Source organism: Terrabacter aeriphilus (assembly GCF_039542985.1).
Taxonomy (GTDB): domain Bacteria; phylum Actinomycetota; class Actinomycetes; order Actinomycetales; family Dermatophilaceae; genus Terrabacter; species Terrabacter aeriphilus.
Genome location: NZ_BAABIW010000017.1, coordinates 1 through 26,160, shown reverse-complemented (window position 1 = coordinate 26,160; position 26,160 = coordinate 1). Strand labels below are relative to the sequence as shown.

26 protein-coding genes are annotated in these 26,160 nt (G+C 74.1%); 18 read left to right on the top strand and 8 right to left on the bottom strand.

Annotated features, from left to right (window positions below; all coding sequences use genetic code 11):
* Positions 1 to 53: 53 nt before the first annotated feature.
* Positions 54 to 620 (bottom strand): hypothetical protein, encoded by a 567-nt coding sequence (locus ABD979_RS13155; protein WP_345507942.1) that lies wholly within the window; start codon positions 618 to 620, stop codon positions 54 to 56.
* A 164-nt stretch (positions 621 to 784) separates the two neighbouring features.
* Here ABD979_RS13155 and ABD979_RS13150 point away from each other — a divergent pair, with 164 nt between their 5' ends.
* Positions 785 to 1,018, top strand: coding sequence for a hypothetical protein (locus tag ABD979_RS13150; RefSeq protein ID WP_345507941.1), 234 nt, complete (start codon positions 785 to 787; stop codon positions 1,016 to 1,018).
* A 20-nt stretch (positions 1,019 to 1,038) separates the two neighbouring features.
* Here ABD979_RS13150 and ABD979_RS13145 read toward each other — a convergent pair whose 3' ends face one another.
* Both ABD979_RS13145 and ABD979_RS13140 read right to left on the bottom strand, forming a co-directional pair.
* Positions 1,039 to 1,410, bottom strand: a complete 372-nt coding sequence (locus ABD979_RS13145) for a GntR family transcriptional regulator (RefSeq protein ID WP_345507939.1) — start codon at positions 1,408 to 1,410, stop codon at positions 1,039 to 1,041.
* Positions 1,407 to 2,465, bottom strand: coding sequence for a hypothetical protein (locus tag ABD979_RS13140; RefSeq protein WP_345507938.1), 1,059 nt, complete (start codon positions 2,463 to 2,465; stop codon positions 1,407 to 1,409). Before ABD979_RS13140 ends, ABD979_RS13145 begins: the two co-directional genes overlap by 4 nt.
* Positions 2,466 to 2,652: 187 nt before the next feature.
* Here ABD979_RS13140 and ABD979_RS13135 point away from each other — a divergent pair, with 187 nt between their 5' ends.
* From ABD979_RS13135 to galE, 7 genes are read left to right on the top strand one after another with little or no spacing between them, the layout of a single operon-like run.
* Positions 2,653 to 4,131: a cytochrome ubiquinol oxidase subunit I gene (locus ABD979_RS13135; RefSeq protein ID WP_345507937.1), complete on the top strand. Its 1,479-nt coding sequence runs from the start codon at positions 2,653 to 2,655 to the stop codon at positions 4,129 to 4,131.
* 16 nt (positions 4,132 to 4,147) lie between these two features.
* The gene (cydB, locus tag ABD979_RS13130) at positions 4,148 to 5,197 is read left to right on the top strand and encodes a cytochrome d ubiquinol oxidase subunit II (protein WP_345507936.1); all 1,050 of its coding nucleotides are present in this window, start codon (positions 4,148 to 4,150) and stop codon (positions 5,195 to 5,197) included.
* Positions 5,194 to 6,813 (top strand): thiol reductant ABC exporter subunit CydD, encoded by a 1,620-nt coding sequence (gene cydD / locus ABD979_RS13125; protein ID WP_345507935.1) that lies wholly within the window; start codon positions 5,194 to 5,196, stop codon positions 6,811 to 6,813. The genes cydB and cydD overlap by 4 nt, the downstream gene beginning before the upstream one ends.
* The gene (gene cydC / locus ABD979_RS13120) at positions 6,810 to 8,612 is read left to right on the top strand and encodes a thiol reductant ABC exporter subunit CydC (protein ID WP_345507934.1); all 1,803 of its coding nucleotides are present in this window, start codon (positions 6,810 to 6,812) and stop codon (positions 8,610 to 8,612) included. The genes cydD and cydC overlap by 4 nt, the downstream gene beginning before the upstream one ends.
* Positions 8,613 to 8,624: 12 nt before the next feature.
* Positions 8,625 to 9,041 carry a BlaI/MecI/CopY family transcriptional regulator gene (locus ABD979_RS13115; protein WP_345507933.1) on the top strand — a complete coding sequence of 139 codons (417 nt, stop codon included), beginning with the start codon at positions 8,625 to 8,627 and terminating at the stop codon, positions 9,039 to 9,041.
* A 19-nt stretch (positions 9,042 to 9,060) separates the two neighbouring features.
* A complete protein-coding gene (locus tag ABD979_RS13110) occupies positions 9,061 to 9,957 on the top strand; it encodes a M56 family metallopeptidase (protein ID WP_345507932.1) in 897 nt (298 codons plus the stop codon).
* 42 nt (positions 9,958 to 9,999) lie between these two features.
* Positions 10,000 to 11,016: a UDP-glucose 4-epimerase GalE gene (gene galE, locus ABD979_RS13105; protein WP_345507931.1), complete on the top strand. Its 1,017-nt coding sequence runs from the start codon at positions 10,000 to 10,002 to the stop codon at positions 11,014 to 11,016.
* Positions 11,017 to 11,056: 40 nt separating this feature from the next.
* Here galE and ABD979_RS13100 read toward each other — a convergent pair whose 3' ends face one another.
* Together ABD979_RS13100 and ABD979_RS13095 are read right to left on the bottom strand one after the other, a co-directional pair.
* A complete protein-coding gene (locus ABD979_RS13100) occupies positions 11,057 to 12,406 on the bottom strand; it encodes an MFS transporter (RefSeq protein WP_345507930.1) in 1,350 nt (449 codons plus the stop codon).
* 9 nt (positions 12,407 to 12,415) lie between these two features.
* Complete coding sequence (locus ABD979_RS13095) at positions 12,416 to 12,871, bottom strand: nuclear transport factor 2 family protein (protein WP_345507929.1); 456 nt, start codon at positions 12,869 to 12,871, stop codon at positions 12,416 to 12,418.
* A gap of 90 nt (positions 12,872 to 12,961) precedes the next feature.
* Between ABD979_RS13095 and ABD979_RS13090 the strand changes: the two genes are divergently transcribed.
* The 4 genes from ABD979_RS13090 to purB all read left to right on the top strand — a co-directional run bounded on the left by ABD979_RS13090 (position 12,962) and on the right by purB (position 16,804).
* Complete coding sequence (locus ABD979_RS13090) at positions 12,962 to 13,495, top strand: low molecular weight protein-tyrosine-phosphatase (RefSeq protein WP_345507928.1); 534 nt, start codon at positions 12,962 to 12,964, stop codon at positions 13,493 to 13,495.
* 4 nt (positions 13,496 to 13,499) lie between these two features.
* On the top strand, positions 13,500 to 14,291 hold the full coding sequence (locus ABD979_RS13085) for a VOC family protein (protein WP_345507927.1): 792 nt from the start codon (positions 13,500 to 13,502) through the stop codon (positions 14,289 to 14,291).
* Positions 14,292 to 14,383: 92 nt separating this feature from the next.
* The gene (locus tag ABD979_RS13080) at positions 14,384 to 15,268 is read left to right on the top strand and encodes a VOC family protein (protein ID WP_345507926.1); all 885 of its coding nucleotides are present in this window, start codon (positions 14,384 to 14,386) and stop codon (positions 15,266 to 15,268) included.
* 123 nt (positions 15,269 to 15,391) lie between these two features.
* Positions 15,392 to 16,804: an adenylosuccinate lyase gene (purB, locus tag ABD979_RS13075; RefSeq protein WP_345507925.1), complete on the top strand. Its 1,413-nt coding sequence runs from the start codon at positions 15,392 to 15,394 to the stop codon at positions 16,802 to 16,804.
* Between the two features lie 42 nt (positions 16,805 to 16,846).
* On the opposite strand, the gene ABD979_RS13070 is transcribed toward purB, so the two are convergent.
* Both ABD979_RS13070 and ABD979_RS13065 read right to left on the bottom strand, forming a co-directional pair.
* Positions 16,847 to 19,174, bottom strand: a complete 2,328-nt coding sequence (locus tag ABD979_RS13070) for an MMPL family transporter (protein WP_345507924.1) — start codon at positions 19,172 to 19,174, stop codon at positions 16,847 to 16,849.
* Positions 19,175 to 19,187: 13 nt separating this feature from the next.
* Complete coding sequence (locus ABD979_RS13065) at positions 19,188 to 19,826, bottom strand: hypothetical protein (protein ID WP_345507923.1); 639 nt, start codon at positions 19,824 to 19,826, stop codon at positions 19,188 to 19,190.
* Positions 19,827 to 19,972: 146 nt separating this feature from the next.
* Here ABD979_RS13065 and ABD979_RS13060 point away from each other — a divergent pair, with 146 nt between their 5' ends.
* From ABD979_RS13060 to ABD979_RS13035, 6 genes are all read left to right on the top strand, one after another.
* Entirely contained in the window at positions 19,973 to 20,548 is a 576-nt protein-coding gene (locus ABD979_RS13060) for a hypothetical protein (protein WP_345507922.1), read from the top strand.
* Positions 20,549 to 20,677: 129 nt separating this feature from the next.
* The gene (locus tag ABD979_RS13055) at positions 20,678 to 20,959 is read left to right on the top strand and encodes a metal-sensitive transcriptional regulator (protein WP_345507921.1); all 282 of its coding nucleotides are present in this window, start codon (positions 20,678 to 20,680) and stop codon (positions 20,957 to 20,959) included.
* A 98-nt stretch (positions 20,960 to 21,057) separates the two neighbouring features.
* The gene (locus tag ABD979_RS13050; RefSeq protein WP_345507920.1) at positions 21,058 to 21,279 is read left to right on the top strand and encodes a heavy-metal-associated domain-containing protein; all 222 of its coding nucleotides are present in this window, start codon (positions 21,058 to 21,060) and stop codon (positions 21,277 to 21,279) included.
* Positions 21,276 to 23,702 (top strand): heavy metal translocating P-type ATPase, encoded by a 2,427-nt coding sequence (locus tag ABD979_RS13045; protein ID WP_345507919.1) that lies wholly within the window; start codon positions 21,276 to 21,278, stop codon positions 23,700 to 23,702. The genes ABD979_RS13050 and ABD979_RS13045 overlap by 4 nt, the downstream gene beginning before the upstream one ends.
* Before the next feature lie 54 nt (positions 23,703 to 23,756).
* Positions 23,757 to 24,095: a VOC family protein gene (locus ABD979_RS13040; protein ID WP_345507918.1), complete on the top strand. Its 339-nt coding sequence runs from the start codon at positions 23,757 to 23,759 to the stop codon at positions 24,093 to 24,095.
* Between the two features lie 180 nt (positions 24,096 to 24,275).
* Positions 24,276 to 25,364: a hypothetical protein gene (locus ABD979_RS13035; protein WP_345507917.1), complete on the top strand. Its 1,089-nt coding sequence runs from the start codon at positions 24,276 to 24,278 to the stop codon at positions 25,362 to 25,364.
* A gap of 30 nt (positions 25,365 to 25,394) precedes the next feature.
* Here ABD979_RS13035 and ABD979_RS13030 read toward each other — a convergent pair whose 3' ends face one another.
* Entirely contained in the window at positions 25,395 to 26,030 is a 636-nt protein-coding gene (locus tag ABD979_RS13030) for a VOC family protein (RefSeq protein WP_345507916.1), read from the bottom strand.
* Positions 26,031 to 26,160: the final 130 nt, after the last annotated feature.

Genomic DNA, 26,160 nt, shown 5'->3' with positions numbered 1-26,160 from the left:
CGCGTGGGCACCTTCGCGTCGTCTCGCGGCCGTATGCCGTCTCCGCGCCAGGCCTAACGGGCGCGGGTGAGCACGACCCACCCCACCGACACCGAGCGCGTGGCCGGCGACACCGTCAGCTCGCCCGAGCGCGCTGGCAGCCGGGGCAGGTCGAGTCGGGCCTCGTCCCCGTCGCACGGCACCGTGAACGTCGCAACCCGCTTGCCCGACAACGGGTTCGACGGCGCACCGGCGGTGGAGCCCGGCCGGGGCGGCCCGAGGACCGACACGACGAGGCGGCCGCCGACCTGATCGCGCAGGCACCGCCCGAGGAGGCGGTAGCGCGCGTCGGCCCGAGCCGACGTCGCGCCCGTCGTCGAGCTGCTGCCGCTGTATCGGTCGCCGTCTGCGTCGTTGACCTCCAGGCGCGCGACCTCGTCGTCGGTGGGGGCCGGCGGCTCGAGCCGGTCGACGGTCACCGTGACCCGCTCGGGGATCGTCGTGAACGACGGGGCGTCGAGCGCCGGGCCCGGCGACACAGCACCGCCGGCCGTGCACGCCCCGAGGACCATCACCAGCGTCACCGGCGCCACGCCGCAGACCGTCGTGGCGATCCGGCGGGCCGGACGTGCAGCCGTCATGCATCTCCTCGGGTCGTCCCGGCCCCTGCGGCCGGCGGGTGCACCGTACCGTCACGGCTCGCGGTGGCGGGGCTGCGCGTATCACCGCCACGCCGGCGCCCACTGACGAAGTGGGCGCCCTCGCACCCGGTCCCCACCCACCCGTATGCCGTCAGGAGCACACCATGGGCCTTCCTCCGCAGGCCGCCCGGATCGCCGGCGCCTGGAACCAGCAGCCGCTTCACGGACAGCCGGCTCGGCCGCGCCGCCCGCGCCTGCCCCGCGGCGAGCGGCACGACCGCTCGAGCCGCCTCACGGTCGCGCGCCTCGTGCACCCGTGGCGCTCGGCCGACGCGGCCACCGAGGCACGCCCGGCACCGCCGGTGACAGCGGCCGTCCGGTCGCGCCGGCACGACTGAGGCCGATCCGGCGGCCGTCGTCATCCCGCGCGCAGGGCCGCCCGCACGAGGTCGATGGCGGCCGCGGCGTCGAGGCCGGCGTCGCGGGCGGCGGCCGCGAACTTGGCGGCCAGGGCGGCCACGGCCACGTCGGCCGTGTGCTCACCGGACGCGACCACGGTGCCGGCCCGGCGACGCGTCTCGACGAGCCCCGCCCCCTCGAGCTCCTTGAACGCGCGGGCCACCGTGTTCGCGGCGAGGCCGAGGTCGGCGGCCAGGGCCCGCACCGTGGGCAGGCGGTCGCCGGGAAGCAGGCGCCCCGTGGCGATGAGACCGGCGAGCTGGGCGCGCACCTGCTCGAACGGCGGCTCGGCGGCGTCGAGGTCGACGACGATGCGCAGGTCGTCGCTCACCGTGCACCACCGCCCTTCCGCGCGACGGGCGAGACGGACGACGCCGACGACGCCGACGACGCGGGCGACGCCGACGACGCGGGCGCCGCCGGCGACGCGGGCGACGCGGGCGACGCACCGGCATCCGGCACCGTCCCCGCGGCACCGCCTCGTCGCGAGCGCGGCACGACCGGCGCGTCCCAGAGGAGCGCGGCGAGCGCCACGGCGAGGGCCACGAAGCCGAGCGCCGTCAGGGCGAAGGCGACGTTCTGCGTCCAGTCACCCGGCGCGACGGGGGCGGCGGGCTTCCCGGCGACGGCGACGGCCCCGCGCAGTCGCTGGGTCACGTCGTTGAGGGAGGGCCCGATCGTCAGGCAGAGGCCGGCCGCGGTGACGAGCGCCCCGGAGGCCGACCAGCGCAGCACCCGGATGCGCGCGCCGAGACGCAGGGCGCGGTCGAGCTCGGGGTCGTCGACGAGCGCCGGCCGGGCGTCGACGTCGCGCAGGGCCCAAGCCGTGACGGCGACGAGCAGGACCAGGGCGAGAACGGTGACGAGGGTGAACGCCCGGCCGGGGTAGGCCTGCGTCGTCGTGACGACGACACCCACCCACGTGCGAGCTCCCGTCCGTCCGTCGGGACCCGACGTCACCCACCCGACGACGAGGCCGACGACGCAGAGCACGAGCCCACCGACGTAGTAGCGGGTGAGGCGCACCGACTCGGTGCCACGCCGGATGCCGAGGGCGGCCTCGCGGCGCGCGCCCGTGGGGACGACGCGAGGCACCCAGCGCTCGAAGAGCGCCGCGACGACGATGCCGGCGACCGCGGCGAGCGCCGGCAGACCCGGGTGCGCCGTGGCGCCGTCCCCCGATGCCGTCGCACCGGTGCGGTCGATGCCACCCAACGCGACGGCATACACGAGCACGGCACCGAGCAGCGAACCGAGCGCGGCCCGTCGACGGGCCCTGCCGGCGAACGGGTCGAGACGACGGGCGCCGAACCAGCGCGCGAGATTCACCACGAGCGCGAGCAGCACCACCGGGCCGAGGAACCACGTGATCACCCGAGCGTCCATGTCACCCTCCGTCGCCGACCTGCTTTGTCGCAATCATTTAAGCCATTGCTACAAAGTGCGTCAAGTCACCCCGGCCCGTGACCGGCATCACCCGCGAAGTCGGACGTTCGCGTGGCAGCCATCACGATCGTCGACCTAGGATCTACTACGTCATGTAGTTCTGGCGCTGACCCCTCGTGGAGCCCTCATGGATGCAACGGACCTGGCACGGTGGCAGTTCGCCATCACCACCGTCTACCACTTCCTCTTCGTGCCGATCACGATCGGCATGTCCCTCGTCGTCGCCGTGTTCCACACCGCCTGGGTGCGCACGCACAACCCGCAGTGGATGAGGCTGGCCAAGTTCTTCGGCAAGCTCTTCCTCATCAACTTCGCGCTCGGCCTCGTCACGGGCATCGTGCAGGAGTTCCAGTTCGGGATGAACTGGAGCGACTACTCCCGCTTCGTCGGTGACATCTTCGGGGCCCCGCTCGCGGTCGAGGCCCTGCTCGCCTTCTTCCTCGAGTCGACCTTCCTCGGCCTGTGGATCTTCGGATGGGGACGCATCCCGGAGAAGCTGCACGCGACGACGATGTGGCTCGTTCACATCGGCACGGTGCTGTCGGCGTACTTCATCCTCGCCGCGAACTCCTTCATGCAGCACCCGGTGGGCTACACGTACAACCCGACGACGCAGCGGGCCGAGCTCACCGACTTCGTCGCGGTGCTGACGAACAAGGTGCAGCTGATCACCTTCCCGCACGTCATCTTCGCCGCCTACATGACCGGCGCGGCCGTCATCATGGGCGTCTCGCTGTGGCTCATGCGCCGCGAGGCCCGCCGCGCCGCGGACGACGCGCAGGACGTCGCCGGCACCGACGCCCCGATGTACCGCCGGGCGACCCGCATCGGCGCCGTGCTCAGCCTCGTCGCCGCCGTCGGCGTCATCGCCACCGGCGACGTGCAGGGCAAGATCATGACCGAGGTGCAGCCGATGAAGATGGCCGCCGCCGAGGCGCTCTACGAGTCGGTGCCCGCCGGGGTGGGGGCGCCCTTCTCGGTGCTGACGATCGGCTCGCTAGACGGCTCGCACGCCAACGCGCTCATCGAGATCCCCGGCCTGCTCAGCTTCCTCGCGACGGGCGACGCCAAGGGCGCCGTGCGCGGCATCAACGACCTCAAGGCCGAGTACGCCGCGACGTTCGGCGCGAGCGGCAACCCCCGCGTCGCCGACCTCGCCACGAGCTACGTGCCGAACATCCCGACCACGTACTGGTCGTTCCGCCTCATGATCGGCCTCGGCATGGCGATGGTCGCCATCGCGCTCGCGGTGCTGTGGATGACGCGGAAGGGCCGGACGCCCACGGCGAGGTGGCTCGCCTGGGCGGCGATCGCGGCCCCGCTGCTGCCCGTCTTCGCCAACAGCTTCGGGTGGATCTTCACCGAGGTGGGCCGCCAGCCCTGGCTCGTCTTCGGGCTCATGACCACGGCCAACGGCGTCTCGCCGAGCGTCTCCATGGGCGAGGTGATCACCTCGATGGTCGTCTTCACGCTCCTCTACGGCGCGCTCGCCGTCGTCGAGATCAAGCTCTTCCTGCACTACGTGCGCAAGGGCGCCGAGCCCTTCGAGCAGCCGCAGGACCCCGCCGACCGGGACGAGGACGCACCCCTCGTCTTCGCCTACTGAGAAGGACTGAGCTGCAATGGATCTCGCAACCGTCTGGTTCATCCTCCTCGGCGTGCTGTGGACCGGCTACCTCGTGCTCGAGGGCTTCGACTTCGGGGTCGGCATGCTGCTGCCGGTCCTCGGTGGCCGGCGCTACGCCGCCGACGCGGCCGACGCCGAGAAGCGACGCCGCGTGCTGCTCAACACGATCGGCCCGGTCTGGGACGGCAACGAGGTGTGGGTGCTCACCGCCGGGGGCGCCACCTTCGCGGCCTTCCCGCACTGGTACGCAACGCTGTTCAGCGGTTTCTACCTGCCGCTGCTGCTCATCCTCGTCGCGCTCATCGTGCGCAACCTCGGCTTCGAGTACCGCCACAAGCGGCCGGAGGCGCAGTGGAAGGCCCGCTGGGACCAGGCCATCTTCTGGGGCTCCCTCGTGCCGGCCCTGCTCTGGGGCGTCGCCCTGACGAACATCGTGCGCGGTGTGCCGATCGACGCCAACAAGGAGTTCACGGGCAACGTCCTCACCCTGCTCAGCCCGGCCGGTCTGCTCGGCGGGCTCGTCTTCGTCGCCCTCTTCCTCACCCACGGCGCGATCTTCATCGCGCTCAAGACGGACGGGACGATCCGGCACGAGGCGCGCCGCATCGCCGAGCGCGTCGGGGTCGTCGCGGCGGTGCTCGCCGTCGTGCTCCTCGTCTGGATCGGCCTCACCGACGGCAAGCTCGCCTCGTGGGTGACGACCGTGGTCGCCGCCGCGGCGCTCCTCGGCGGGCTCGCCGCCAACCGGGCCGGACGCGAGGGCTGGGCCTTCCTCGGCACCGCCGTCACGATCGCCATGGCGGTCGCGACGTACTTCCTCGTGCTCTTCCCGAACGTCATGCCGAGCACGACCGACCCGGCGTGGAGCCTCACGGTCGACAACGCGTCGAGCACCGACTACACGCTCGAGGTCATGACGATCGTCGCGCTCGTCTTCACCCCGATCGTCCTGCTCTACCAGGGCTGGACCTACTGGGTCTTCCGCAAGCGCCTCACCGTGCACCACATCCCCGAGGACGCCCCCCGCGAGACCGTCTCGTCGTGAAGCCCTTCGACCCGCGACTCCTCCGGGCGGCGCCTGCCGCCCGGAGGCCGGTCGCGGTCCTCGCCGCCACCGGCATCGCGGGCGGGGTCGCGACGATCGCCTCGGCCTTCGCCCTCTCGGCCGTCGTGGTCGCCGTCGTCGACGGCACCGACCTCACGGGCCCGCTCGGTTGGCTGCTCGCCCTCTTCGCCGTGCGTGCGGGGCTCGCCGCCGTGACGGAACGCGTCGCCGCCTGGGCCGGGGTGCGCGTGTCGTCGGCCCTGCGCGCGGCCCTGCTCCGCCGGTGGGGCACGCTGCCCGAGGACGCCCGCCTCGAGCCGGGCGCCGCCGTGTCGCTCGCCACCTCGGGTGCCGCAGCCGTGGAGCCGTATGCCGCCCGCTTCCTCCCGACGCTCGTGACGGCCGCCGTCGTCCCCGCCCTCGCCATCGGCACGCTCGTCGTCGTCGACTGGCCGAGCGCGCTCGTCGTCGCGCTCACCCTCCCCCTCCTGCCCGTCTTCGCCGCCCTCATCGGCCAGGCGACCGCCGAGTCGACGCAGCGCCGGTGGGCGGCGCTGGCCTCGCTCTCGGGCCACTTCCTCGACGTCGTGCGCGGACTGCCGACCCTCGTCACCTACGGCCGGGCGCGGCGCCAGGCGCAGACCGTGCGCGAGGTGAGCGAGCGACACCGTCGCGCCACGATGGAGACCCTCCGCATCGCGTTCCTCTCCTCGGCCGCGCTCGAGCTGCTCGCGACGATCTCGGTCGCCATCGTCGCGGTCACCGTCGGGCTGCGCCTCTCGCACGGCTCGATGGCGCTCGGGGCCGGCCTCGTCGCGATCCTGCTCGCCCCCGAGGCCTACTGGCCGGTGCGGCGCGTCGGCGCGGAGTACCACGCGGCCGCCGACGGAGCCGTCGCGCTGGACGAGCTGCTCGCCCACCTCACCCCTTCGGGCTCTGGGTCGGCGCCCGGTGGCGAGGGCGGCCGCGCCGGGCGGGTGCGCCTGCGCGGCGTCGACTACGCGTATGCCGGGTCACCCCGTCCCGTGCTCCGTGCCCTCGACCTCGAGGCGGGCCCGGGCCTCACCGTCGTGACCGGGCCCTCGGGCGCCGGCAAGTCGACGGTGCTCGACCTGCTCGCGGGCCAGCGCACCCCGACCGCGGGGGTCGTCGAGGCGCCGCCCAGCCACTACGTGACGCAGCGTCCCTTCCTCGCGGCCGGCTCGGTGCGCGCCGCCCTGACCATCGGCCACCCGGCCACCGACGACCAGCTGTGGGAGGCCCTGCGCGCGGTCGGCGTCGACGGCGTCGTCGCGAGCCTGCCGGGCGGCCTCTCCGCCGACCTCGGCGACGACGGCTTCGGGCTGTCCGCCGGCCAACGCCAGCGACTGGCCCTCGCCCGGGCCTGGCTCTCGCCCGAGACGCTGCTGCTGCTCGACGAGCCCACCGCACACCTCGACCCCGAGGGCGCCGCCCACCTCGCCGCCGTCGTGGCCGAGCTGGCCGAGCGCCGCGTCGTCGTCGCCGTCACCCATCGCGACGAGCTGCTCGAGCACGCGGACCGGCACGTCGTCGTCACCGCCGGCACGGTCACCGCCGCTGCCCACCACCCCACCACCGAGGAGACGAGCCCGTGACCTCCGCCGCCGCCCGCGCCCCTCACGTCCACGCCCGCCCGGTCGGCGCCCGGCCCGGACGACGGGTGTGGTGGCCGTCGGCCGGCACCGTTCGCGGCGGCCTGCTCGGCGGCCTGGCCACCGCCTCGGGCATGGCCCTGACGGCGACGTCGGGCTGGCTCATCGTCCGCGCGGCGGAGCGACCCGTCATCCTCACCCTCCTGACGGCCATCGTCGCGGTGCGCACCTTCGGCATCGCCCGCCCCGTCTTCCGCTACTGGGAGCGGCTGACGAGCCACGACGCGGCGCTCGGCCTCCTGGCGGCGCGGCGCACCGCGACGTACGAGGCGCTCGTCCCGCTGACACCCGCCCGACTGGGCCGGCGCCGGCGCTCCGACGTGCTGACCGGCGTCGTCGACGACCTCACCGACGCCGTCGACGCGCAGGTGCGCGTCAGCGTGCCGGTCATCTCCACCGTGGTCGCCGGTGGGCTCGCGGTGGCGCTGACGGCGACGATCGCGCCGCCCGTCGGCCTCGTGATGCTCGCGCTCGCGGTCGTCGTCGCCCTCGTCAGCGCGCTCGCCGTCCGGCTCGAGGCGCGCGCCCTGCCCGAGGTGCTCGCGGCCCGGGCCGAGGTGAACCGCGTCAGCGAGCTCATGGCGAGCCAGGCCGGTGAGCTGCGGGCCGTCGGCGGCTGGGCGACCGCCCTCGGCTGGCTCGACGAGGCGCACGTCGCCCTCGAGCGCGCGACCCGGAGGATCAGCGCCGGCCGCGCGAGCGCCGCCGCCCTGTTCCTCGTCGTGGTCGGCGCGGCCGTCGCGGTGACGGCCTCGATCGTCAGCGGCCTCGACGTCGCGACACCGGTCAAGGCGCTGCTCGTGCTGACCCCCGTCGCGGTGACCGACGCCATCACGCCCCTCGTCGACGCGATGCGCGCGCTCGCCCGGGCCCGCGGCAGCGAGCAGCGCATCGACGACCTCCTCGACCTGACCCCGGCCGTCACCGACCACACCACCGACCGCCCCACGACCGACAGCGCGACCGACGGCGCCGCCGGCACGCACGACGGCCACCCGGCATCCGGCGGGGAGGTGGCGACCCGGGCGCTCACGGCCTCGTGGACGGGCGGCCGCACCGACCTCGGACCGCTCGACCTCGTGGTGCCGGCCGGCAGCCGCGTGGTCGTGACCGGGCCGAACGGGTGCGGCAAGTCCACCCTGCTCGCCGTGCTGGCCCGCCACCTCGACCCCTCGGGCGGGACCTACCGCCTCTGCGGGGCGGACGTGCTCGAGCGGCCGGTCGAGCAGACGCGGTGCCGCGTCGCGGTCGTCGACGACGAGACGCACGTCTTCGGCACGAGCCTGCGGGCCAACCTGGCCCTCGCGCGGCCCGACGCGGACGACGACGAGGTGGGTCGCGCGCTCACCGCCGCGGGGCTCGCGGCGCTCGTGGATGCCCTCCCCGACGGCCTCGACACGGTGCTCGGGGCGGGTGGCCGGGGCCTCTCGGGAGGCGAGCGCGCCCGTCTCGGCATCGCCCGCGCCCACCTCAGCCGACGACCCGTCGTGCTGCTCGACGAGCCGGTCGCGCACCTCGACCCGCCCACGGCCCGTGCCGTCGTCGAGGACCTCACCCGGATGGGTACGGACCCGGTCGACGGCAGGGGGCAGGCCACGCCGACGATCGTCCTCGTGACGCACCGCGACGACGGGGCCGACCTCTTCGACCGGGTGGTCGAGCTGCGCCGTCCGGAGAACGACCACCCTGCGCACCCCGGACTCCCCGGACACCCGCACGGAGCCGACCAGCCAGGCCGGTAGATTGGACGCCTCATGCCCAGCACACCCCGCAACCGCCTCGGTGACCTCGAACGCGCCGTCATGGACGTCCTCTGGGCCACCTCCGACACGCACCCCGGTGGGCGCACGGTCCGGGAGGTGCACGACGTCATCGGCGTCGAGCGCGGGCTCGCCTACACGACCCTCATGACGGTGCTCGACCGGATGGCGAAGAAGGGGCTCGTCGACCGCGAGCGCGACGGGCGCGCCTGGCGCTACACGCCCAGCTCGACCCGGGCCGAGCTGACGTCCGAGACGCTGCACCACACCCTCGGCGAGCTGGCCGGCGACACCCGCCGCAGCGCGCTCCTGCACTTCCTCGGCGAGTCCACCCCGGAGGAGCTCGACGAGCTCAAGGCCGCCCTCGCCGAGCTCGAGGCCCGCCAGCCCGACGCCGCCGGCACCACCTGAGCCGACCGCCGACTGCGCCATGCTGCCCGTCCTCGCGCTCGTCGTCCTCGCGGTGCTGCTCGCCTGGCCGGTGCCGCGCCTGCTGGCCCGCGCCACGAGCCTGCGGCGGGCGCCGCGGGCCGCCCTCGTGCTGTGGCAGTCGACGGCGGTCGCCTCCGTGCTCGCCGCCCTCCTCGCCGCCCCGGCGGCGGTGCCGGCCATCGCGGGCCGCGAGGTGCGCGTCTCGGAGCACGTGCCGACCCTGGTGGTCGCGGCGGCGCTCAGCCTCGTCGTCGCGGTGCGACTCCTCGTCGCGGGCGATCGGGTCGGGCGCAACCTGCGGCTCGTGCGGCGCCGGCACCGCGACCTCGTCGACCTGCTCGGTGAGCCCGCCGCCGGGCAGGGCCGCGACACGCGCGTGCTCGAGCACACGACCCCCACGGCGTACTGCGTGCCCGGCGTGCACCGCCGGGTCGTCGTCACCCAGGGGACGCTCGCCCGACTCGCCCCCGGCGAGCTCGGCGCCGTGCTCGCGCACGAGCGGGCCCACCTCGCCGCGCGCCACGACCTCGTGCTCGAGTTCTTCACGGTGGTCCACGAGGCCGTGCCGCCCGTGCTGCGCTGCGACGCGGCGCTGCGCGAGGTCAACCTGCTCATCGAGGTGCTCGCCGACCGGGCCGCGGTGCGCGACGCGGGCGCGGTCAGCACCGGCCGGGCCATCGTCGCCATGGCCGGCGGCCCCAAGCCGGCCGGCACGATGGCGATGCGCGAGAGCACGTCGGCCGCGCGGGCGCGCATCGACCTGCTCGACGCGCGCACCGTGGCCGGTCTACCGGTCGCGGTGGCGGCCGCGGGGATGTATGCCGTGTCGGCCCTGCTCGTGGTCGCGCCGCTCACGCTCTTCGCCCTCGCCGTGGCCGGACTGACCCTCTTCTGAGCGGCGCCCCGCCGCCGGCGGGGTGCTCGGTAGGGTGGCGACATGCGCGTACTCGTGAGCGGCGGCGCCGGCTACATCGGCTCCCACACCGTGGTCCAGCTCGTCGCGGCAGGGCACGACGTGCTCATCGTCGACAACTTCGCCAACAGCAAGCCGGCGGTCGTCAACCGCCTCGAGGCGCTGACCGGCACCCACCTGCCGGTGCACGCGTTCGACCTCACCGACCACGACAAGACCGAGCACCTCTTCGCCAACGAGAAGATCGACGCGGTCATCCACTTCGCCGGGCTCAAGGCCGTCGGCGAGAGCGTCGAGCTGCCGCTCGAGTACTACGAGAACAACCTCGGCTCCACCTTCTCGCTCGTGCGCGCGATGCGCCGGCACGGCGTCGACAAGCTCGTCTTCAGCTCGTCCGCCACGGTCTACGGCACCGACCAGGAGGCCGCGACCGAGGACCGCGCCACGTCGGCGACCAACCCGTACGGCTGGACCAAGGTCATGCAGGAGCAGATCCTGCGCGACGTCGCCGTCGCCCACCCGAGCATGCGCTTCGCCCTTTTGCGCTACTTCAACCCGGTCGGCGCGCACGTCAGCGGCACGATGGGCGAGGACCCGCAGGGCATCCCGAACAACCTCGTGCCCTACATCTCGCAGGTCGCGGTCGGCCGGCGCGAGTACCTCCAGGTCTACGGCGACGACTACCCGACGAAGGACGGCACGGGCGCCCGCGACTACATCCACGTCGAGGACCTCGCGGCCGGGCACCTCGCGGCCCTGACGAAGCTCGCCTCGACCGACGAGCCGGTCGGCATCTGGAACCTCGGCACCGGCCAGGGCACGACGGTGCTCGAGATGCTGCACGCCTTCGAGCGGGCCGTCGGGCGCGAGCTGCCCTACCGCGTCGTCGCCCGCCGCGCCGGCGACGTCGCGACCTCGTTCGCCGACCCGACGAAGGCGCACGAGGAGCTCGGCTGGCGCGCGACGCGGACGATCGACGACATGTGTGTCGACACGTGGCGCTGGCAGCAGGCCAACCCCACCGGCTACCCCGACGCCTGACCGCTCAGGGCCTGCTCAAGGCCTCCTCAAGGCCCCCCGGTCAGGGCTGGGGGTGGAGCGCGTCGTAGGCCCGGAACGAGGACACCCGCGCCACCGCGACGACGACGAGCACGACGACGAGCACGCCACCGACGACCGGCGGCACCCACGTGGCCGTGACCGTCGCGAGCGTGCCGGCGAACATCTGCCCGAGCCGCGGGCCGCCCGTAACGACGACCGTGAAGACGCCCTGGGTGCGCCCGCGCAGGTGGTCGGGCACGGCCGACTGCAGGATCGACTGGCGGAAGATCGCGCTGATGTTGTCGGCGCCGCCCGCCACGGCGAGGCAGAGGAGACCGGCGGCGAGGGCCCAGCGGTCGACGTCGGCGATGTCCATGGACCGGACCGCACTGTCCGTCAGCTGGACGGCGGCGAGCACCGCGCCGAAGCCGAGGACGGCCAGCCCGTAGACGACGATGGCATTGCGGATGGCGATCCCCTGCCAGCGCAGCCCGGTCACGCGGCCCGAGCCGAGGCTCGAGACGATGCCGCCGACGGCGTACGCGGCGAGCAGGGCGCCGGCGGTCACGGAGCCGCCGCCGATGACGAGCGCCCCGACGGCCGGGAAGAGCACCATGGGCTGCCCGAAGGTCATGGCGATGATGTCGACGACGAAGCTCATCCGGACGTTCGGCGCCCGCCGCAGGTGCGCGAGGCCGTCGACCACCGACCGGAAGCCACCGGTCGTCAGCGCGCCGCCCTCCGGCCGGATGCGCGGGAGGGTCCAGAGGCCGAAGAAGCCGGCGAAGAAGAGGACGACGTCGACCGTGTAGGTCCACGCGTAGCCGACCTGCGCCACGAGCACCCCGGCGACGCCGGGCCCCACCGTGACCATGATCCCGCCCGAGATGCCCATCAGGGCCGCGGCCTTGGGCAGCATCGCGGCCGGCAGCAGACGCGGGGTGATGGCCTGCCGCGTGGCCGACGCGATCGTCGCGGCCACCGCGTTGACGGTCGTGATGACGTAGAAGGCCCAGACCGCCCGCACGTCGGCCCACGCGATCGACGCGAGCGCCACCGTCGAGCCCCAGGCCACGGTGCCGGCCACGAGCGCCACCGACCGGCGGTCGAAGCGGTCGGCGATCGCCCCGCCGTAGAGCCCGGCCACGACCATCGGCGCGAGCGAGAACCACGCGACGAGCGAGACCATGAAGGTCGAGCGGGTGAGGTCGAAGATGTGCAGGCCGACGGCCGTGTTCGTGACGAAGGTGCCGACGCCCGCGAGGGTGTTGCCGAACCAGAGGCGCGCGAAGGCCGGGCTGACCCGGAGCGGGGTGAGGTCGACGAGGTGCGAGCGTCGTGTCGACGCCGCGAGGGCCGGCGCGCCGTGACCCGGGGGTGGCTCTGTCACGGAGCGAAACTACGCCACGGCACGCGAGCCGGTGCTCGCGGGCAGGCAGGCCTGCACCCCGCGCAGCCGCCAGCCGTCGCACACCCAAGCCCACCGCCCCTCGGCCGAGCGTCGCGCGACCTGCGTGCGCACCTCGCCCTCGGCGGTCGTCGACGTCGTCAGCGCGAGGTCGCCCGTGACGATGGCCCGGGTGGTCACCGCACGGCCCGCCGGACCCAGCGCCCCGGCGGCGAGCGCCGCGGCGAGCGCCGAGCGGATCGCCGCGTGCCCGGCTGCCTCACGGCCGTGCGGCAGGCTGACGACCGCGTCGACGGCATACAGCCCCACGAGCCCGTCGAGGTCACCGGCGGCGACGAGCTCGGCGAAGCGCGCCTCGAGGGCCTCGGGCCCGTCGAGGGCCTCGGGCCCGTCGAGGGCCTCGGGGCTGCCCGTCGCCGCTCCGGTCGGCGTCTCGGTCGTCGTCATGCGCCCACCGTGACACCGACCACCGACAACGTCCGATCCGCTGCCGTCTTCGACCGATCCCGGTGCGATGCGGGGTGTTGAATGGGGATCATGTCGTCGCGCCCCCTCCACGTCTCCTTCGTGTGCAGCGGCAACATCTGCCGGTCCCCCATGGGGCACGTCATCCTCGAGCGGATGGTCGACGACGCCGGGCTGGGCGACCGCGTCCGGGTGAGCTCGAGCGGCACGGGCGACTGGCACGTGGGCGAGCACGCCGACCCGCGCACGGTCGCGGTGCTCGCGCAGCACGGCTACGACGGTTCCCGGCACCGTGCGCGCGAGTTCGACCCGGCGGAGTTCGACGACATCGACCTCGTGCTCGCCTCCGACGAGGGCCACGTGCGCACCCTGTACCGGCTCGCCCCCTCGGCGCACGACCGCAGCAAGATCCGTCTCGTGCGCGAGTTCGACCCCGAGGCCGTCGCGGCGGGCACGCTCGAGACCGGCGACCCCTGGTACGGCGGCGAGGAGCACTTCACGCGGTGTTTCGCGGAGGTCGAGGCGGCCTGCCATGGCATCCTGCATCACGTCAGGGACCAGCTGGACGGAAGGCTGGCCGGTCAGCTCGACTCGGAGCGGCCCTGACCCGATGCGAGACCTGGTCCTCACCGTGCCCGACTACCCCTACGGCGCCCCCTGCTGGGTCGACCTGCTCGCGCACGACCACGTGCGCGCCAAGGCCTTCTACGGCTCCCTCTTCGACTGGCGGTGGGTGGCCGGCGACCCGGCCACCGGCGGCTACACCATGGCCCTGCTCGGCGGCCGTCCCGTCGCGGGCCTCAGCCACCGCCCGGCCGCAGCCGCCGTGCGGAGCCAGTGGACGACCTACCTCCGGGTCGGCGACATCGAGATCGCCCGCTCGGCCATCGCCAGCCACGGCGGCCGGCCCCTCGGGCAGCCGGTGCGCCTCGGCGCGCTCGCCACGACGAGCATCGCCGTCGACCCCGGCGGTGCCTACTTCGGGGTGTGGGAGCCGGGCGACCTCGCCGGCAGCGGCGTGCTCGACGCCCCCGGGTCGCTCACCTGGAACGAGCTGCTGACCCGCGACTACGCCGGCGTGCAGAGCTTCGCCGTCGGCGTCTTCGGCCACGTGTTCACCGACGAGACCGAGCCCGACGGCCCCCGCTGGGCGACCGCGCACACCGGCGACGGCAACCCCGCCTTCGGCGTGGCCGAGATCGAGGACGACTGGCCCCGTGACATCCCCGCGCACTGGGTCGCCTCGTTCGCGACCCACGACCTCGAGGGCACCGTGGCCCGGGCCGTCGACCTCGGCGCCGGCGTGCTCCAGCCACCCTTCGACGGCCCCTACGGCCTCGGCGCCGTGCTGAGCGGCCCCGAGGGCGAGGTCTTCTCGGTGCTCGTGCCCGACCTGGACTGACGCCGCGGCCGACGATCCGGCCGCCCACCACCTCACCCCCACCACCTCACCCCCACCACCTCACCCCCACCACCTCACCACCGGAGGCCACCATGCCCGTCGTCGACGGCCCGCTCGAGCCCGGAACCCCCTGCTGGGCCGACCTGCTCGCCGACGACCTGCCGCGCGCCCGCGACTTCTACGGGTCGCTGCTCGGCTGGAGCTTCGACGACGCCCGCACGGAGGGGGCGCCGGTCGTGGCCCGCCTCGGTGGACGCCCGGTGGCAGCGCTCCTCGGCAAGGACCCCGGCGACCCGGGGCAGCGGACGGCGTGGACCGTCCATCTCGCGACCGACGACGTCGACGCCGCGGCCGCCCGCGCGACAGCCGCCGGGGGCGTGCTCTTCCTCGGCCCGACCGACGTGCCCGGCATCGGCCGCCTCGCCGTCGGCGCGGACCCGGCCGGGGCGGCATACGGGCTGCTGCAGGTGCCGGTGCCGGGAGGCGGGGCCGAGACCACCGCCGTCGCCGACAACGCCGACCCCGACCACGCCGAATCCACCCGTCCCGCGGAGCCAGGCATGCTCTGCTGGGCCGAGTCGATGAGCCGCGACTACGCCGCGAGCCTCGACTTCTACGCCGCCGTGCTCGGCTACCGCTGGCGCGAGATCGGGGCGGACGGCTTCCGCTACTCCGCGGCGTCCACCACCCGCGACGCCTCCGAGGACGGCACCGACAGCGCGGGCGACGGACCTGCCGTCGCCGGCGTGGGGGCGATCCCCACGGAGGCGCCGGCCGACGTGCCGTCGCACTGGATGGCCTACTTCGCGGTGGCGGACTGCGACGCGGCGGTCGCCCGGGTGGTGGCGCTCGGCGGGGCCGCCGTGCGCGAGCCGTTCGACTCGCCCTACGGGCGCATCGCGCTCGTGGCCGGCCCGCAGGGCGAGACCTTCAGCGTGCTGCAGGCCGGGGAGCGCGCCCCCGCCCAGCACGCGTAGCGCGCCGCCACCCGCTCGTCGCCGGCAGCCTCCCGGGCACCGTGACGGGGGTGGGTCAGCACGGCGTCACCACGGGGCCGGACGGCATACGGGGGCGGGACGCGGCTCTGGGAGGATGGGCGCATGGCTTCGCTTGCTGACGCAACCCCGCCCATCGCGCTCGGGGCGCTCGACGGCCGCTACCGCGGCGCCGTCGCGCCTCTCGTCGACCACCTGTCGGAGGCGGCGCTCAACCGGCAGCGCGTGCACGTCGAGATCGAGTGGCTGATCCACCAGACGAGCCACGGCGTCGTGCCCGGCGTGCGCTCGCTCACCGACGACGAGACCGCGGCGCTGCGCACGGTCGTCGCCGACTTCGGCACCGCCGAGGTGGCCGAGCTCGGCGAGATCGAGCGCGTCACGGTGCACGACGTCAAGGCCGTCGAGTACTTCCTCAAGAAGCGCCTCAGCGCCATCACCCCGGCGGACGAGGACAAGGGGCTGGCCGAGCTCATCCACTTCGGCTGCACGAGCGAGGACGTCAACAACCTCTCCTACGCCCTCATGGTCCAGGGCGCCGTCGAGCAGGTGTGGCTGCCCAGGGCGCAGGCGCTCGTGGCGCAGGTGAGCGAGCTGGCGCGCGCCCTCAAGGACGTGCCGCTGCTCGCCCACACGCACGGGCAGCCCGCGACGCCGACGACGATGGGCAAGGAGCTCGCGGTGCTCGCGCACCGCCTCGGCCGCCAGCTGCGCCGCATCGAGGGGCAGGAGTACCTCGGCAAGTTCAACGGCGCGACCGGCACCTTCGGCGCCCACGCGCTGGCCCTGCCCGACGTCGACTGGCCCGCCGTGTCGCGCGCCTTCGTCGAGGGCCTCGGCCTCACGTGGAACCCGCTGACGACGCAGATCGAGAGCCACGACTGGCAGGCCGAGCTCTACGCCGACGTCGCGCGCTTCAACCGCATCCTCCATAACCTCTGCACCGACGTGTGGACCTACATCTCGATGGGCTACTTCGCGCAGGTGCGCGGCCAGGGCACCGTCGGCAGCTCGACGATGCCGCACAAGGTCAACCCGATCCGCTTCGAGAACGCCGAGGCCAACCTCGAGGTGAGCAACGCCCTGCTCGACGTCCTCGGCGGCACCCTCGTCCAGAGCCGGCTCCAGCGCGACCTAACCGACTCGAGCATGCAGCGCAACATCGGCACGGCCTTCGGCCACAGCCTGCTCGCGCTCGACAACGTCTCGCGCGGCCTCGCCGGGCTCGACGCCGTGCCCGAGCGCATGGCCGCCGACCTCGAGGCCAACTGGGAGGTGCTCGGCGAGCCGATCCAGTCGGCGATGCGGGCCCTCGGCGCCCAGGGCGTGCCGGGCATGGAGGAGCCCTACGAGCGGCTCAAGGAGCTGACCCGCGGGCGTCGCATCGACGGTGACGACCTGCGCGAGTTCGTCCGCGGCCTCGGCCTGCCCGCCGACGTCGAGGCCCGCTTCGTCGCCCTGACGCCGCAGACCTACACCGCGCTCGCGAGCCGGCTCGTCGACGACTACCTCGTCTGACAGCCGGCGTGCTCGGCGTCGGGCGGCTTCGGCCCGGCGCGCCTAGCGCCTGCTCCGCCGGTCGCCGCGCAGGTGCGGCCCCGGCCAGCCGCTGAAGGGGCCGACGAGGACGAGCATCGCCGGCACGAGGAGCGAGCGCACGACGAAGGCATCGATGAGAATGCCCACGGCCATGGCGAACGCGAGCTCGCGGAACGGTGTCAGCGGGATGAGGGCGAGCATGCCGAAGCTGACCGCGAGGGTCACTCCGGCCGAGGTGATGGCCCTCGACGACTCGGGCACGGCCTTGAGCACCGCCTCGCGCAGCGGAAGGTGTCGAGCCTCTTCCCACACCCGTCCCACGCCGAAGATGTTGTAGTCCGAGCCCAGGCTCACGAGCAGCACCGCCGCGGCGAACGGCACGTAGAACGTCAGCCCGTCGACGCCGCCGAGGCCGCCGAAGAGGAAGACGGTCAGGCCGAGCGAGGCCGTCAGGGCGAGGACGCTCGAGGCGAGGAGGAAGAGCGGCGCGACGAGGGCGCGGAGGAAGAGCACGAGCAGCAGCAGGTTGACGACGATGCCGGCGACGGCGATGCGGTAGAGGTCGGCCTCGGTCGACCCGACGAGCCCCTCCGCCAGTGCCGTGTCGCCGCCGAGGCTCGTGCGCGCGCCGGTCAGTCCGGCCTCCTGCACGAGAGCGGGCAACCGGTCGCGCAGCGAGCGCAGGTCGGTGATGGCCGTCGCGTCGAGCGGGTCGTGATCGAACACGATGAGCATCCGGGCGGCGTTGCCACTCTCGGAGAGCACGACGTTGTAGGCGCGCTGGGTGATGTTCTGCGCCGGGCCGACGACGCCCGCGACGCCGGACTCGCCCTCGATGAGGTGCTGGAGGCCGACGAGCAGGTCGACGTCGTCGACGACGTCCGGTCGCTCGATGAGGATGGTCGTGGGTGAGGTGATGCCCGGCGCGAAGGCGTCGGATGCGCTCGTCGACGCGACCGCCACGGGGTTGTCGGGCGGTAGGGAGCTCGTGAAGCCGACGCCGAGGTCGAGGTCGCGCACGGAGGCGCTGGCCGCGAGCAGGAGGGCGACGCAGCCGACGACGACGGCCGCGGCGGTGGGCCGGTTGGCGAGCAGGTGCACGAGACGGATCCTGCGACGGCCGGGAGTATCTGGCCCGGGGGCCGGCCGCAGCCGGCGGAGGGCCGCGATGCCGGGGACCGGACGGGTCCGTCGCGCGAGGCGGGCCCGTCGGGGGTCGCGGGGCCAGAAGACGGCCGGTCCGAGGACCGCGATCGACGCCGGAACGAAGGTCACCGAGACGATGAGGCCGACGAGGACGGCTAGCGCCATCGCGGGCCCGAAGGCGCGGAAGAACTCCGATTTGGCCGCGAGCAGGGCCGCGGTGCCGGCGGCGACGGTGATCCCGGCGGCCAGCACGATCGGGGTGTCGGTGGACACCGCGGCCCGCACGGCGTCGCGCCAGCGGGCGGTCGCGGCGATGCGTGCCTGCAACGCCGTGACATAGAAGATCGTGTAGTCGGTGACGACCCCGAGAAGCAGGGCGACGAGGAGTGGCTCGAGCTCGGCCGGGGTCGAGATGCCCGCCAGACCGCTCAGCACCTCGGAGAGGCTGATGGTCGCGACGAAGGCGATGCCCGACGCGACGAGGGCGATGGCCGGCGCGAGGACGGACCGGAAGGTGAAACCGACCAACGCGATGATGGCGAGGACGGTCAGCAGCTCGAGCCGGGAGATGTTGTCTCCGACGAGGCCCGCCTGCTGGGCCCGAGCAGGCACCGAGCCTGCGACGCCGACGACATGGTCCTCCCGCCTCTCGAGGTGCTGGTCGATGTAGCGTTGCGCGGCATCCTGCTGGCTCTGGAAGCTGCTGATGGGATCCATGAACAGGTAGGTCAGCACCGAGGTGTTGGTCTCACCTCCCGGCCCGAAGAGCTTGAGGCTGTTGGTGATCGGCAGCGCCCCGAGTAGCGGCCACTCGGGTTTGGGTCCCTGGTTGACGGCCAGCGCGTCGAGGGCCGACTCCGCCTGCACGAAGAGGGACAGCCCCTCCGGCGCGCGCTGCACGACGGCGACCCGGCTGCTGAGCGGGAAGCCGAACTCGTCGAGTGCCCGCAGCTCCGAGCTGATGGCCGGGCTGTCGAGCGGGATGATGCTCGCGAGCTCGTTGCCCCCGGAACCGACGGGTGGCAGCGCGACGAGCCCCCCGAGGGCGATCAGCCAACCGACGACGATGTACCACCGACGGCGGACGGTCCAGGCGGCGTACCGCCCGAACAGGCCGGTCTCCGCAGGCTGCTCCGGCGTCACGTCGACGGGCAGTCGACCGTCGCTCGTGGGCGGGCCGGCCAAGCGCCTGGGCCGTGGCATCAGGAGTCCACTCTCAGAGCCACGAGGCGGGGGTCGCCAGGCCGAGGCGGCCCAGCTCGGCGCGGGCGAGGGACCGGCAACGGCCGGCGGCGAGGTCGCCCTCGGGGTCGGGAGTGACGGCGAGCAGGTCGCGCAGGCCGAGGTTGTGCACCGCCCGCCGCGCGAGGATCTCGACGGCGGCGTCCTGGGTGGCCGAGGTCGCCGGGCCGGCCAGGACGGCCGAGACCTCTCGCACCTCCCGCCGCCAGGCGAGGCGGCGGGGCAGGTAGATGACGAGCACCGGGCTCAACGGGCCGAGGCCGACGGCGATGCCGATGACCACGGCCAGACCGCGCAGGCTGGTGGTCGCGCTCGCGCCGCCCGCCCGCACGCTCGTGGCCGTCTCCATGATGCGGTTGCCGAGCTCACCGGTGCGCTCGCCAATGACGGGCGTGCCGGAGAGGTCCTGCAGCGCCCGGCCCGCCGTGTTGAGGGCCTGGCCCGCGTCGACGACGCCGGCGCTCAGGCCGGTGAGCTGCCAGATGAGGTAACCGGTCGTGACGCCCACCACGAGCCAGAAGACGACCCAGAAGGAGACGACACCGTCCCACGTCGTGACCGCCGCGGCTGAGCGAGCGGGCCGGGCTGACGTCGACGACGGGGTGCGGGCCATGCTCATGGTCTACCCGTGTCGGGGCCGGACCACCCACCCTGCACACCTCTCGATCCTGCAACGTTGTGCGGGCGGGGGTAGGAACGCGCTGGGACAGCCGGACAGGGTGGAGGGCGACCCCACCCCCATCAGAGAGGGAGCAGACCGTGAGCGAGCCGACGAAGCCCGACCCGAACGCCGGTCAGGAGGGCGAGACCGGGACGACCTCGGGCATCCCCACGCAGACGGTCGGGGCACGTTGGTGGTTCATCCCCGCGATCACCTTCCTCGTCGGACTGCTCCTCGGGGGCGTCGTCATCGGCGTGCTGCGCCCCGGCACCCCGGACGCGACCGCAGGGGTCAGCCCGTCGTCGTCGGCACCGACCAGCGACGCAGGGCCGACCGGAACGAGGGCCGCCTCGACCGCGACCGTCGTCGTGCCCGCCGAGTGCCTCGAGGTGGCCCAGGACTCGCAGTCCCTCGTGGAGCTGACGAAGGAGGCCGCCGGGGCCGCCCGCGACCTCGATGCCGGGAAGCTCAGTGAGGTGGTGCGCCAGATCGACACGGCGCAGACGACGCTGCGCACGCACGCCGATGCCTGCCGGGCCGTGGACGCATCACTGACCTCCGGGGCCACCCCGTCGGTCACGACGTCCAGCGACGTCCCGGTCGGCGAAACCAGTGGCGCGACGACCTCGGGGTCCTCCTCGGTGACCGCCACCCCGGGTGCCACGAACGGCTGACGGGGCCTGATCCCCAACGCGCACCCAGTCTCTCCCGCCGGGCCTCACCCTCACGGGGGACCACCCGTGCCCCGCCGCGGGCGAAAATACCCCGCAGGGGTATGCTGTCTACGACAGCGAGGAGGTGCCGTGGCCGGATACACCGGGAGCAAGGACGACTACCTGAAGCGCCTGCGCCGCATCGAGGGCCAGGTCAGGGGCGTGCAGAAGATGGTCGACAACGACACATACTGCATCGACATCCTCACCCAGGTCAGTGCCATCACCAAGGCGCTCCAGGCCGTGAGCCTCGGGCTGCTCGAGGACCACGTGTCGCACTGCGTGGTCGACGCGGCCCGCGAGTCCGACGAGGCCGCCGCCGAGAAGGTGCGCGAGGCGAGCGAGGCCATCGCCCGGCTCGTGCGGAGCTGACCCGTGACCACCCCACTCGACCTGCCCGACCTGCCCGACCTGCCCGACCTGCTCGACCACTCCGCCCCACCCACCCACCGACGCCCGAGGAGGCACCGATGAGCCAGACCGTCCAGACCGAGGTCACCGTCGCCGGCATGACGTGCGGCCACTGCGTCGCCGCGGTCACCGAGGAGCTGACCGCCCTGCCCGGCGTCGTCGACGTCGCCGTCGACCTGCACGCCGGCGAGGACTCGCCGGTCACCATCACGAGCGCCGCCCCGCTCGAGCGCGCGGCCGTCGAGTCCGCCGTCACCGAGGCGGGCTACACCCTCCGATGAGCGACACGACCACCACGACCCCCGCCGAGACGCGTCCGCCCGACGAGGTGCGCCTCGCCATCACCGGCATGACGTGCGCCTCGTGCTCGGCGCGCATCGAGCGCAAGCTGGCCAAGGTCGCCGGGGTCCAGTCGGCCACCGTCAACCTCGCCACCGAGAAGGCGCAGGTGCGCTTCACCGCTCCCGTGACCGTCGAGGCCATCGTCGCCGAGGTGCGCAAGACCGGCTACGGCGCCACCGTCGTCGACGACGCCCACCCGACGTCGGCTACCGGCACCCCGACGCGCACGGATGCCGGCCGGCCGGCTCTCCCGGCCGCCGACGCCCTGCTCGACAAGCTCCGTGCCCAGCAGCTCGCCCGCCAGAAGGTGAGCCCGGCGGCGCCGAGCTCGCCCGAGCCGGCCGACGCCCCCGACGGCTCGTCGACTGCCACCCCCGCGGCGACGCCGGGTGCGACGCTTGGTGCGACCACGGCTGCGGCGGCGCACCCGAGCGAGACCCACGCGCCAGCCCCCGCTGCGGCCGGCATCCGTGGGCGGCTGCTCGTCGCGGCCGCGCTGACCGTCCCCGTCTTCCTGCTCGCCATGGTGCTCCCGTCGTTCGGCGCGAGCCCGTGGCTGCAGCTGCTCCTCGCCACCCCCGTCGTCGTCTGGTGCGCCTGGCCGTTCCACCGCGCGGCGGCCGTCAACGCGCGCCACCTCGCCTCGACGATGGACACGCTCGTCTCGATCGGCGTGCTCGCTGCGTGGGGCTACTCGGTCGTCGAGCTGCTGGCCGGCGGCCGGCACCTCTACTTCGAGGTCGCCGCGGTCGTCACGACCTTCCTGCTGCTCGGCCGCTTCCTCGAGGCCCGCGCCAAGGACTCGGGCAAGGACGCGCTCCGCAGCCTGCTCGACCTCGGCGCCAAGGAGGTCTCGGTGCTGCGCATCGACCCCCGCACGCGGGTCACGAGCGAGGCCCGCATCCCCGTCGACCAGCTCGTGGCCGGCGACCAGTTCGTCGTGCGGCCCGGTGAGAAGGTCGCGACCGACGGCGTCGTGCGCGACGGGTCGAGCGCCGTCGACGCGAGCGTCATCACCGGTGAGTCGACGCCCGTCGACGTCGCACCGGGCGACGAGGTCACCGGTGGCACGATCAACACGACCGGGCGCCTCGTCGTCGAGGCCCGCCGCGTCGGCGCCGACACGATGCTCGCCGGCATCCAGCGGCTCGTCGAGGCCGCGCAGACCAGCAAGGCCGACGTGCAGCGCCTCGCCGACCGCGTCTCGGCGGTCTTCGTCCCCGTCGTGCTCGCCGTCGCCCTCGTCACGCTCGTGGCGTGGCTCGCCACCGGGCACGACCTGGCCCGGTCGCTCTCGGTCGCCGTCACCGTCCTCATCATCGCCTGCCCGTGCGCGCTGGGTCTCGCGACGCCGACGGCGCTGCTCGTCGGCACCGGTCGCGGTGCCCAGCTCGGCACGCTCATCAAGGGCCCGCAGGTGCTGGAGGACACGCGTCGCGTCGACACCGTCGTGCTCGACAAGACGGGCACCGTGACGACCGGGGAGCTGCGGCTGCGCAGCATCGCCGTGCGCGGCAAGCTCTCGAAGAAGGCCGCGCTGACCGCGGCGGCGGCCGTCGAGCAGGGCAGCGAGCACCCGATCGCGCAGGCCGTCGTGGCCGGCGCACGGCTCGCCCGCATCGACCTGCCCGCCATCCGCGACTTCCAGGCCAACCCCGGCGAGGGGGCCGCCGCCCGCATCCGCGACACGGAGGTGACCGTCGGCAAGGCCGTGCTCTTCGAGAGCGTCGACCGGGAGCTGCTCGACCACGCGGCCCGCCAGGCCGGCACGACGGTCTTCGTCGGCTGGGACGGCGTCGCCCAGGCGGCGCTCACCGTCGAGGACACCGTCCGCGAGACGTCCGCGGCCGCCGTCGCCCGGCTGCGCGCGCTCGGCCTCACGCCCTACCTCGTGACCGGCGACAACGCGGCGAACGCCCGCAGCGTCGCCGAGCAGGTCGGCATCGAGCCCGACCACGTGCGCGCCGACGTGCTGCCGACCCAGAAGCACGAGGTCGTCACCGAGCTGCAGCGCTCCGGCCGCGTCGTCGCCATGGTGGGCGACGGTGTCAACGACGCCGCGGCGCTCGCGCAGGCCGACCTCGGCCTCGCGATGGGCTCGGGCACCGACGTGGCCATGGATTCCGCCGACATCGTCCTCGTGCGCTCCGACCTCGACGCCGTCGGCGACGCGATCGGCCTCTCGCGCGAGACGCTGCGGGTCATCAAGCAGAACCTGGCCTGGGCCTTCGGCTACAACACGGCCGCCATCCCGCTCGCCGCGTTCGGCCTGCTCAACCCGATGATCGCCGGCGCGACCATGGCCCTCTCGTCGGTGCTCGTCGTCGGCAACTCGCTGCGCCTCAAGCGCTGGCCGCGCTGAGCCCCCACCGGCGCTGAGCCCCCGACCGTCCTCGTCCCCCGCTAGATTCGACGGATGGTGGCCTTCGTCAAGTCGGTGACGTTCGACAGCGCGGACCCGATGCGGCTCGCGGCCTTCTGGGCCGCGGCCCTCGGGTCCGACGTCGACGCGGACAGCACGCCCCGCCGCGCGTGGGTCGAGCCGGCCGGGTGGGGCGGACCCACGCTCTGGTTCCAGCCCGTGCCCGAGCCGAAGACGGCCAAGAACCGGCAGCACTTCGACCTGCGGGCGGTCGGGCCGGTCGCCGACGAGGTCGCCCGGCTCGAGGCGCTCGGGGCGAGCGTCATCGGCCGCGACGGCGACGTCGTCGTCATGGCCGACCCCGAGGGCAACGAGTTCTGCGTCGAGTCCTGACCGGCGGGCCGGGTCGCGCCGCCGATTCGCGCCCCCGATTCGCTCCGCGACCGGCGACGGGTCGCATCCGCACTTTGACGTCGGCCACCACCTCTGGTGGGGTGGGGCACCCCCCCACCTCTGGTGGGGTGGGGCACCCCCGGCGGACCGGCCGGAGGGCACGACAGGGGAGGTCAACCGGTGACGTCGACGACGAGCACCCCACCGCCGGCGCGCGCGGGCGAGGACCACGACGACGGCACGGCCGGCGGCACCGGGCAGGGGTCGGCGCGAGGCGCGGGACTCTGGTCCACCCCCTGGGTGGCGCCCCTCGCCGCGGCGCTCGGCTGGTTCGTCGGGCTGCTCCCCTGGCTCGTGCGCCGGGCGAACGAGGGCACCTTCGGCACGCCGTGGAACCCGCGCAACGACCTGCGCGACGCCCTGCTGCCCTACGCCCCGCAGCTGCTGCCGCTGCTCGTCCTCGTCGCCGCGACGGCCGGCGTGCTCGCCGGCTCGGCCCCGTGGACCACCACCGACCGCCGGTCCCGGCGCCTGCTGCTCGCCGCCCTCAGCACCCTCGGGGCGCTCGTCGCCGCCGGGTGGTCGGTCGCCCAGACGCTCGCGCCGGACCCCGACCTCGGCGGCTCCGGCAGCACCGTGGACCGGGTCCGCCTGGCCTTCGTCGCCCTGACCGCGGTGGCCGCCCTCGTCGGACTCGCGCTGGGCCTGCTCGTCTCGCTCGGCGGCAGCGCGCTGCGGGCGGTCGCGGCCGCTCCCGTCGCGGTGCTCGCGGCCGACTGGCTCGGCCAGCTCGTGCTCGGCACCGGACGCGTCGCCACCCCGACGTGGCTGCCGACGGTGCTCGCCGTGCTGGCGGGGGCCGGCACCGGCCTGGCCCTGGCGGCCGCCGGCTCGGCGCCGCCGCTCGCCCGCGTCGTCGCGTGGGCGCTGGCCCCGGCCCTGCTCGTCGCCACCCCGGCCGCCCTGACGGCCGCGCGCTACGTGCTCGAGTCGCTCCCCCGCACCCCGACCCGGACGGAGGCCGTCGCCGAGCTCGTGCACGACGGCCTCCAGGTGCTCGGGGGCTCGTTCCGGACCACCCTCACGGCCTGGGGCCCGCCGCCCGCGACGCCCCTGCTCGCCGTGGTCGTCGCGATCGTGATTGCGATCGTCGTCGCCACCGTCCGGCGCGCAACCGGACGCTCCACCGGACGTGCACCTGGCGACGGACCGGACGACCCGGCATACGGCCCCGGACGACGCGACGGCGGCCACCCCGGGGAGGGGTGACCGCCGTCGCGGTGCGAGTCGAGGGGTCGGTCAGATGGTGACCTTTCCGGCCGGGGTGTCGAAGGTGACCGACAGCAGGCCGGGCGTGCCGTGGGGCGCGACGAAGGTGAAGTCGATGCCGCCCTTGTCGAAGGTGTCCTCCGGGCCGAGCCACTCGCGCACGCGCTTGGGGTCACCGGCGATCTGGAGGTTGTCGATGGAGACGGCCGTGTCGGCGCCCGCGGAGGGGTGGACCGTCATGTCGTCCCACGCGATGAAGTAGGGCACCTGGGGGTCGGCCATCAGGCCCTTGATCCCCAGCTGGCGCCACTTGAGCTCGGTGCCGTCGGGGCGGTGCCGGTTGCCCGGGACCGACTCGCGGCCGAGGCGCTCCTCGACGCTGTGGATGTCGTCGACGGCGACGACCCAGCCGAGCCAGCCGCCGCCGGCCTCGGACGCCGCGCGGACGGCCTGGCCGAAGGGGGCCTTGTCGGAGGCCGGGTGGTCGAGCACCTCGACGACCTCGAGGTAGTGATCCTTCGCCAGGGGGAAGATCACGTTGCGCGTGCCGAAGCGGGGGTGCACCCCGCCGTCGACCGGCGCGACGCCGATGAGCTCGGACAGCCGGGCGGCCGTGGCCTTGAGGCCACCGGCCTCTGCTGCATAGGAGACGTGGTCAACTCGCATACAGAACATCGTGACACACGCGCGGGGGTGCTCTTGACCACCCCCACCCCCACGCGCTAGCTGTACTCGGTCATGACGTTGGTGACAGACGGCTGACGGGTGGGAGTCCCTTCAGGGCGGTGTGGCGTCG

Excerpts from the sequence above, each read along its gene's own strand:
- ABD979_RS13155 (WP_345507942.1), bottom strand. The coding sequence starts at position 620 with ATGACGGCTGCACGTCCGGCCCGCCGGATCGCCACGACGGTCTGCGGC.
- ABD979_RS13150 (WP_345507941.1), top strand. The coding sequence starts at position 785 with ATGGGCCTTCCTCCGCAGGCCGCCCGGATCGCCGGCGCCTGGAACCAG.
- ABD979_RS13140 (WP_345507938.1), bottom strand. The coding sequence starts at position 2,465 with ATGGACGCTCGGGTGATCACGTGGTTCCTCGGCCCGGTGGTGCTGCTC.
- ABD979_RS13135 (WP_345507937.1), top strand. The coding sequence starts at position 2,653 with ATGGATGCAACGGACCTGGCACGGTGGCAGTTCGCCATCACCACCGTC.
- cydB (WP_345507936.1), top strand. The coding sequence starts at position 4,148 with ATGGATCTCGCAACCGTCTGGTTCATCCTCCTCGGCGTGCTGTGGACC.
- ABD979_RS13115 (WP_345507933.1), top strand. The coding sequence starts at position 8,625 with ATGCCCAGCACACCCCGCAACCGCCTCGGTGACCTCGAACGCGCCGTC.
- ABD979_RS13110 (WP_345507932.1), top strand. The coding sequence starts at position 9,061 with ATGCTGCCCGTCCTCGCGCTCGTCGTCCTCGCGGTGCTGCTCGCCTGG.
- galE (WP_345507931.1), top strand. The coding sequence starts at position 10,000 with ATGCGCGTACTCGTGAGCGGCGGCGCCGGCTACATCGGCTCCCACACC.
- ABD979_RS13095 (WP_345507929.1), bottom strand. The coding sequence starts at position 12,871 with ATGACGACGACCGAGACGCCGACCGGAGCGGCGACGGGCAGCCCCGAG.
- ABD979_RS13090 (WP_345507928.1), top strand. The coding sequence starts at position 12,962 with ATGTCGTCGCGCCCCCTCCACGTCTCCTTCGTGTGCAGCGGCAACATC.
- ABD979_RS13085 (WP_345507927.1), top strand. The coding sequence starts at position 13,500 with ATGCGAGACCTGGTCCTCACCGTGCCCGACTACCCCTACGGCGCCCCC.
- ABD979_RS13080 (WP_345507926.1), top strand. The coding sequence starts at position 14,384 with ATGCCCGTCGTCGACGGCCCGCTCGAGCCCGGAACCCCCTGCTGGGCC.
- purB (WP_345507925.1), top strand. The coding sequence starts at position 15,392 with ATGGCTTCGCTTGCTGACGCAACCCCGCCCATCGCGCTCGGGGCGCTC.
- ABD979_RS13070 (WP_345507924.1), bottom strand. The coding sequence starts at position 19,174 with ATGCCACGGCCCAGGCGCTTGGCCGGCCCGCCCACGAGCGACGGTCGA.
- ABD979_RS13065 (WP_345507923.1), bottom strand. The coding sequence starts at position 19,826 with ATGGCCCGCACCCCGTCGTCGACGTCAGCCCGGCCCGCTCGCTCAGCC.
- ABD979_RS13050 (WP_345507920.1), top strand. The coding sequence starts at position 21,058 with ATGAGCCAGACCGTCCAGACCGAGGTCACCGTCGCCGGCATGACGTGC.
- ABD979_RS13045 (WP_345507919.1), top strand. The coding sequence starts at position 21,276 with ATGAGCGACACGACCACCACGACCCCCGCCGAGACGCGTCCGCCCGAC.
- ABD979_RS13040 (WP_345507918.1), top strand. The coding sequence starts at position 23,757 with ATGGTGGCCTTCGTCAAGTCGGTGACGTTCGACAGCGCGGACCCGATG.
- ABD979_RS13030 (WP_345507916.1), bottom strand. The coding sequence starts at position 26,030 with ATGCGAGTTGACCACGTCTCCTATGCAGCAGAGGCCGGTGGCCTCAAG.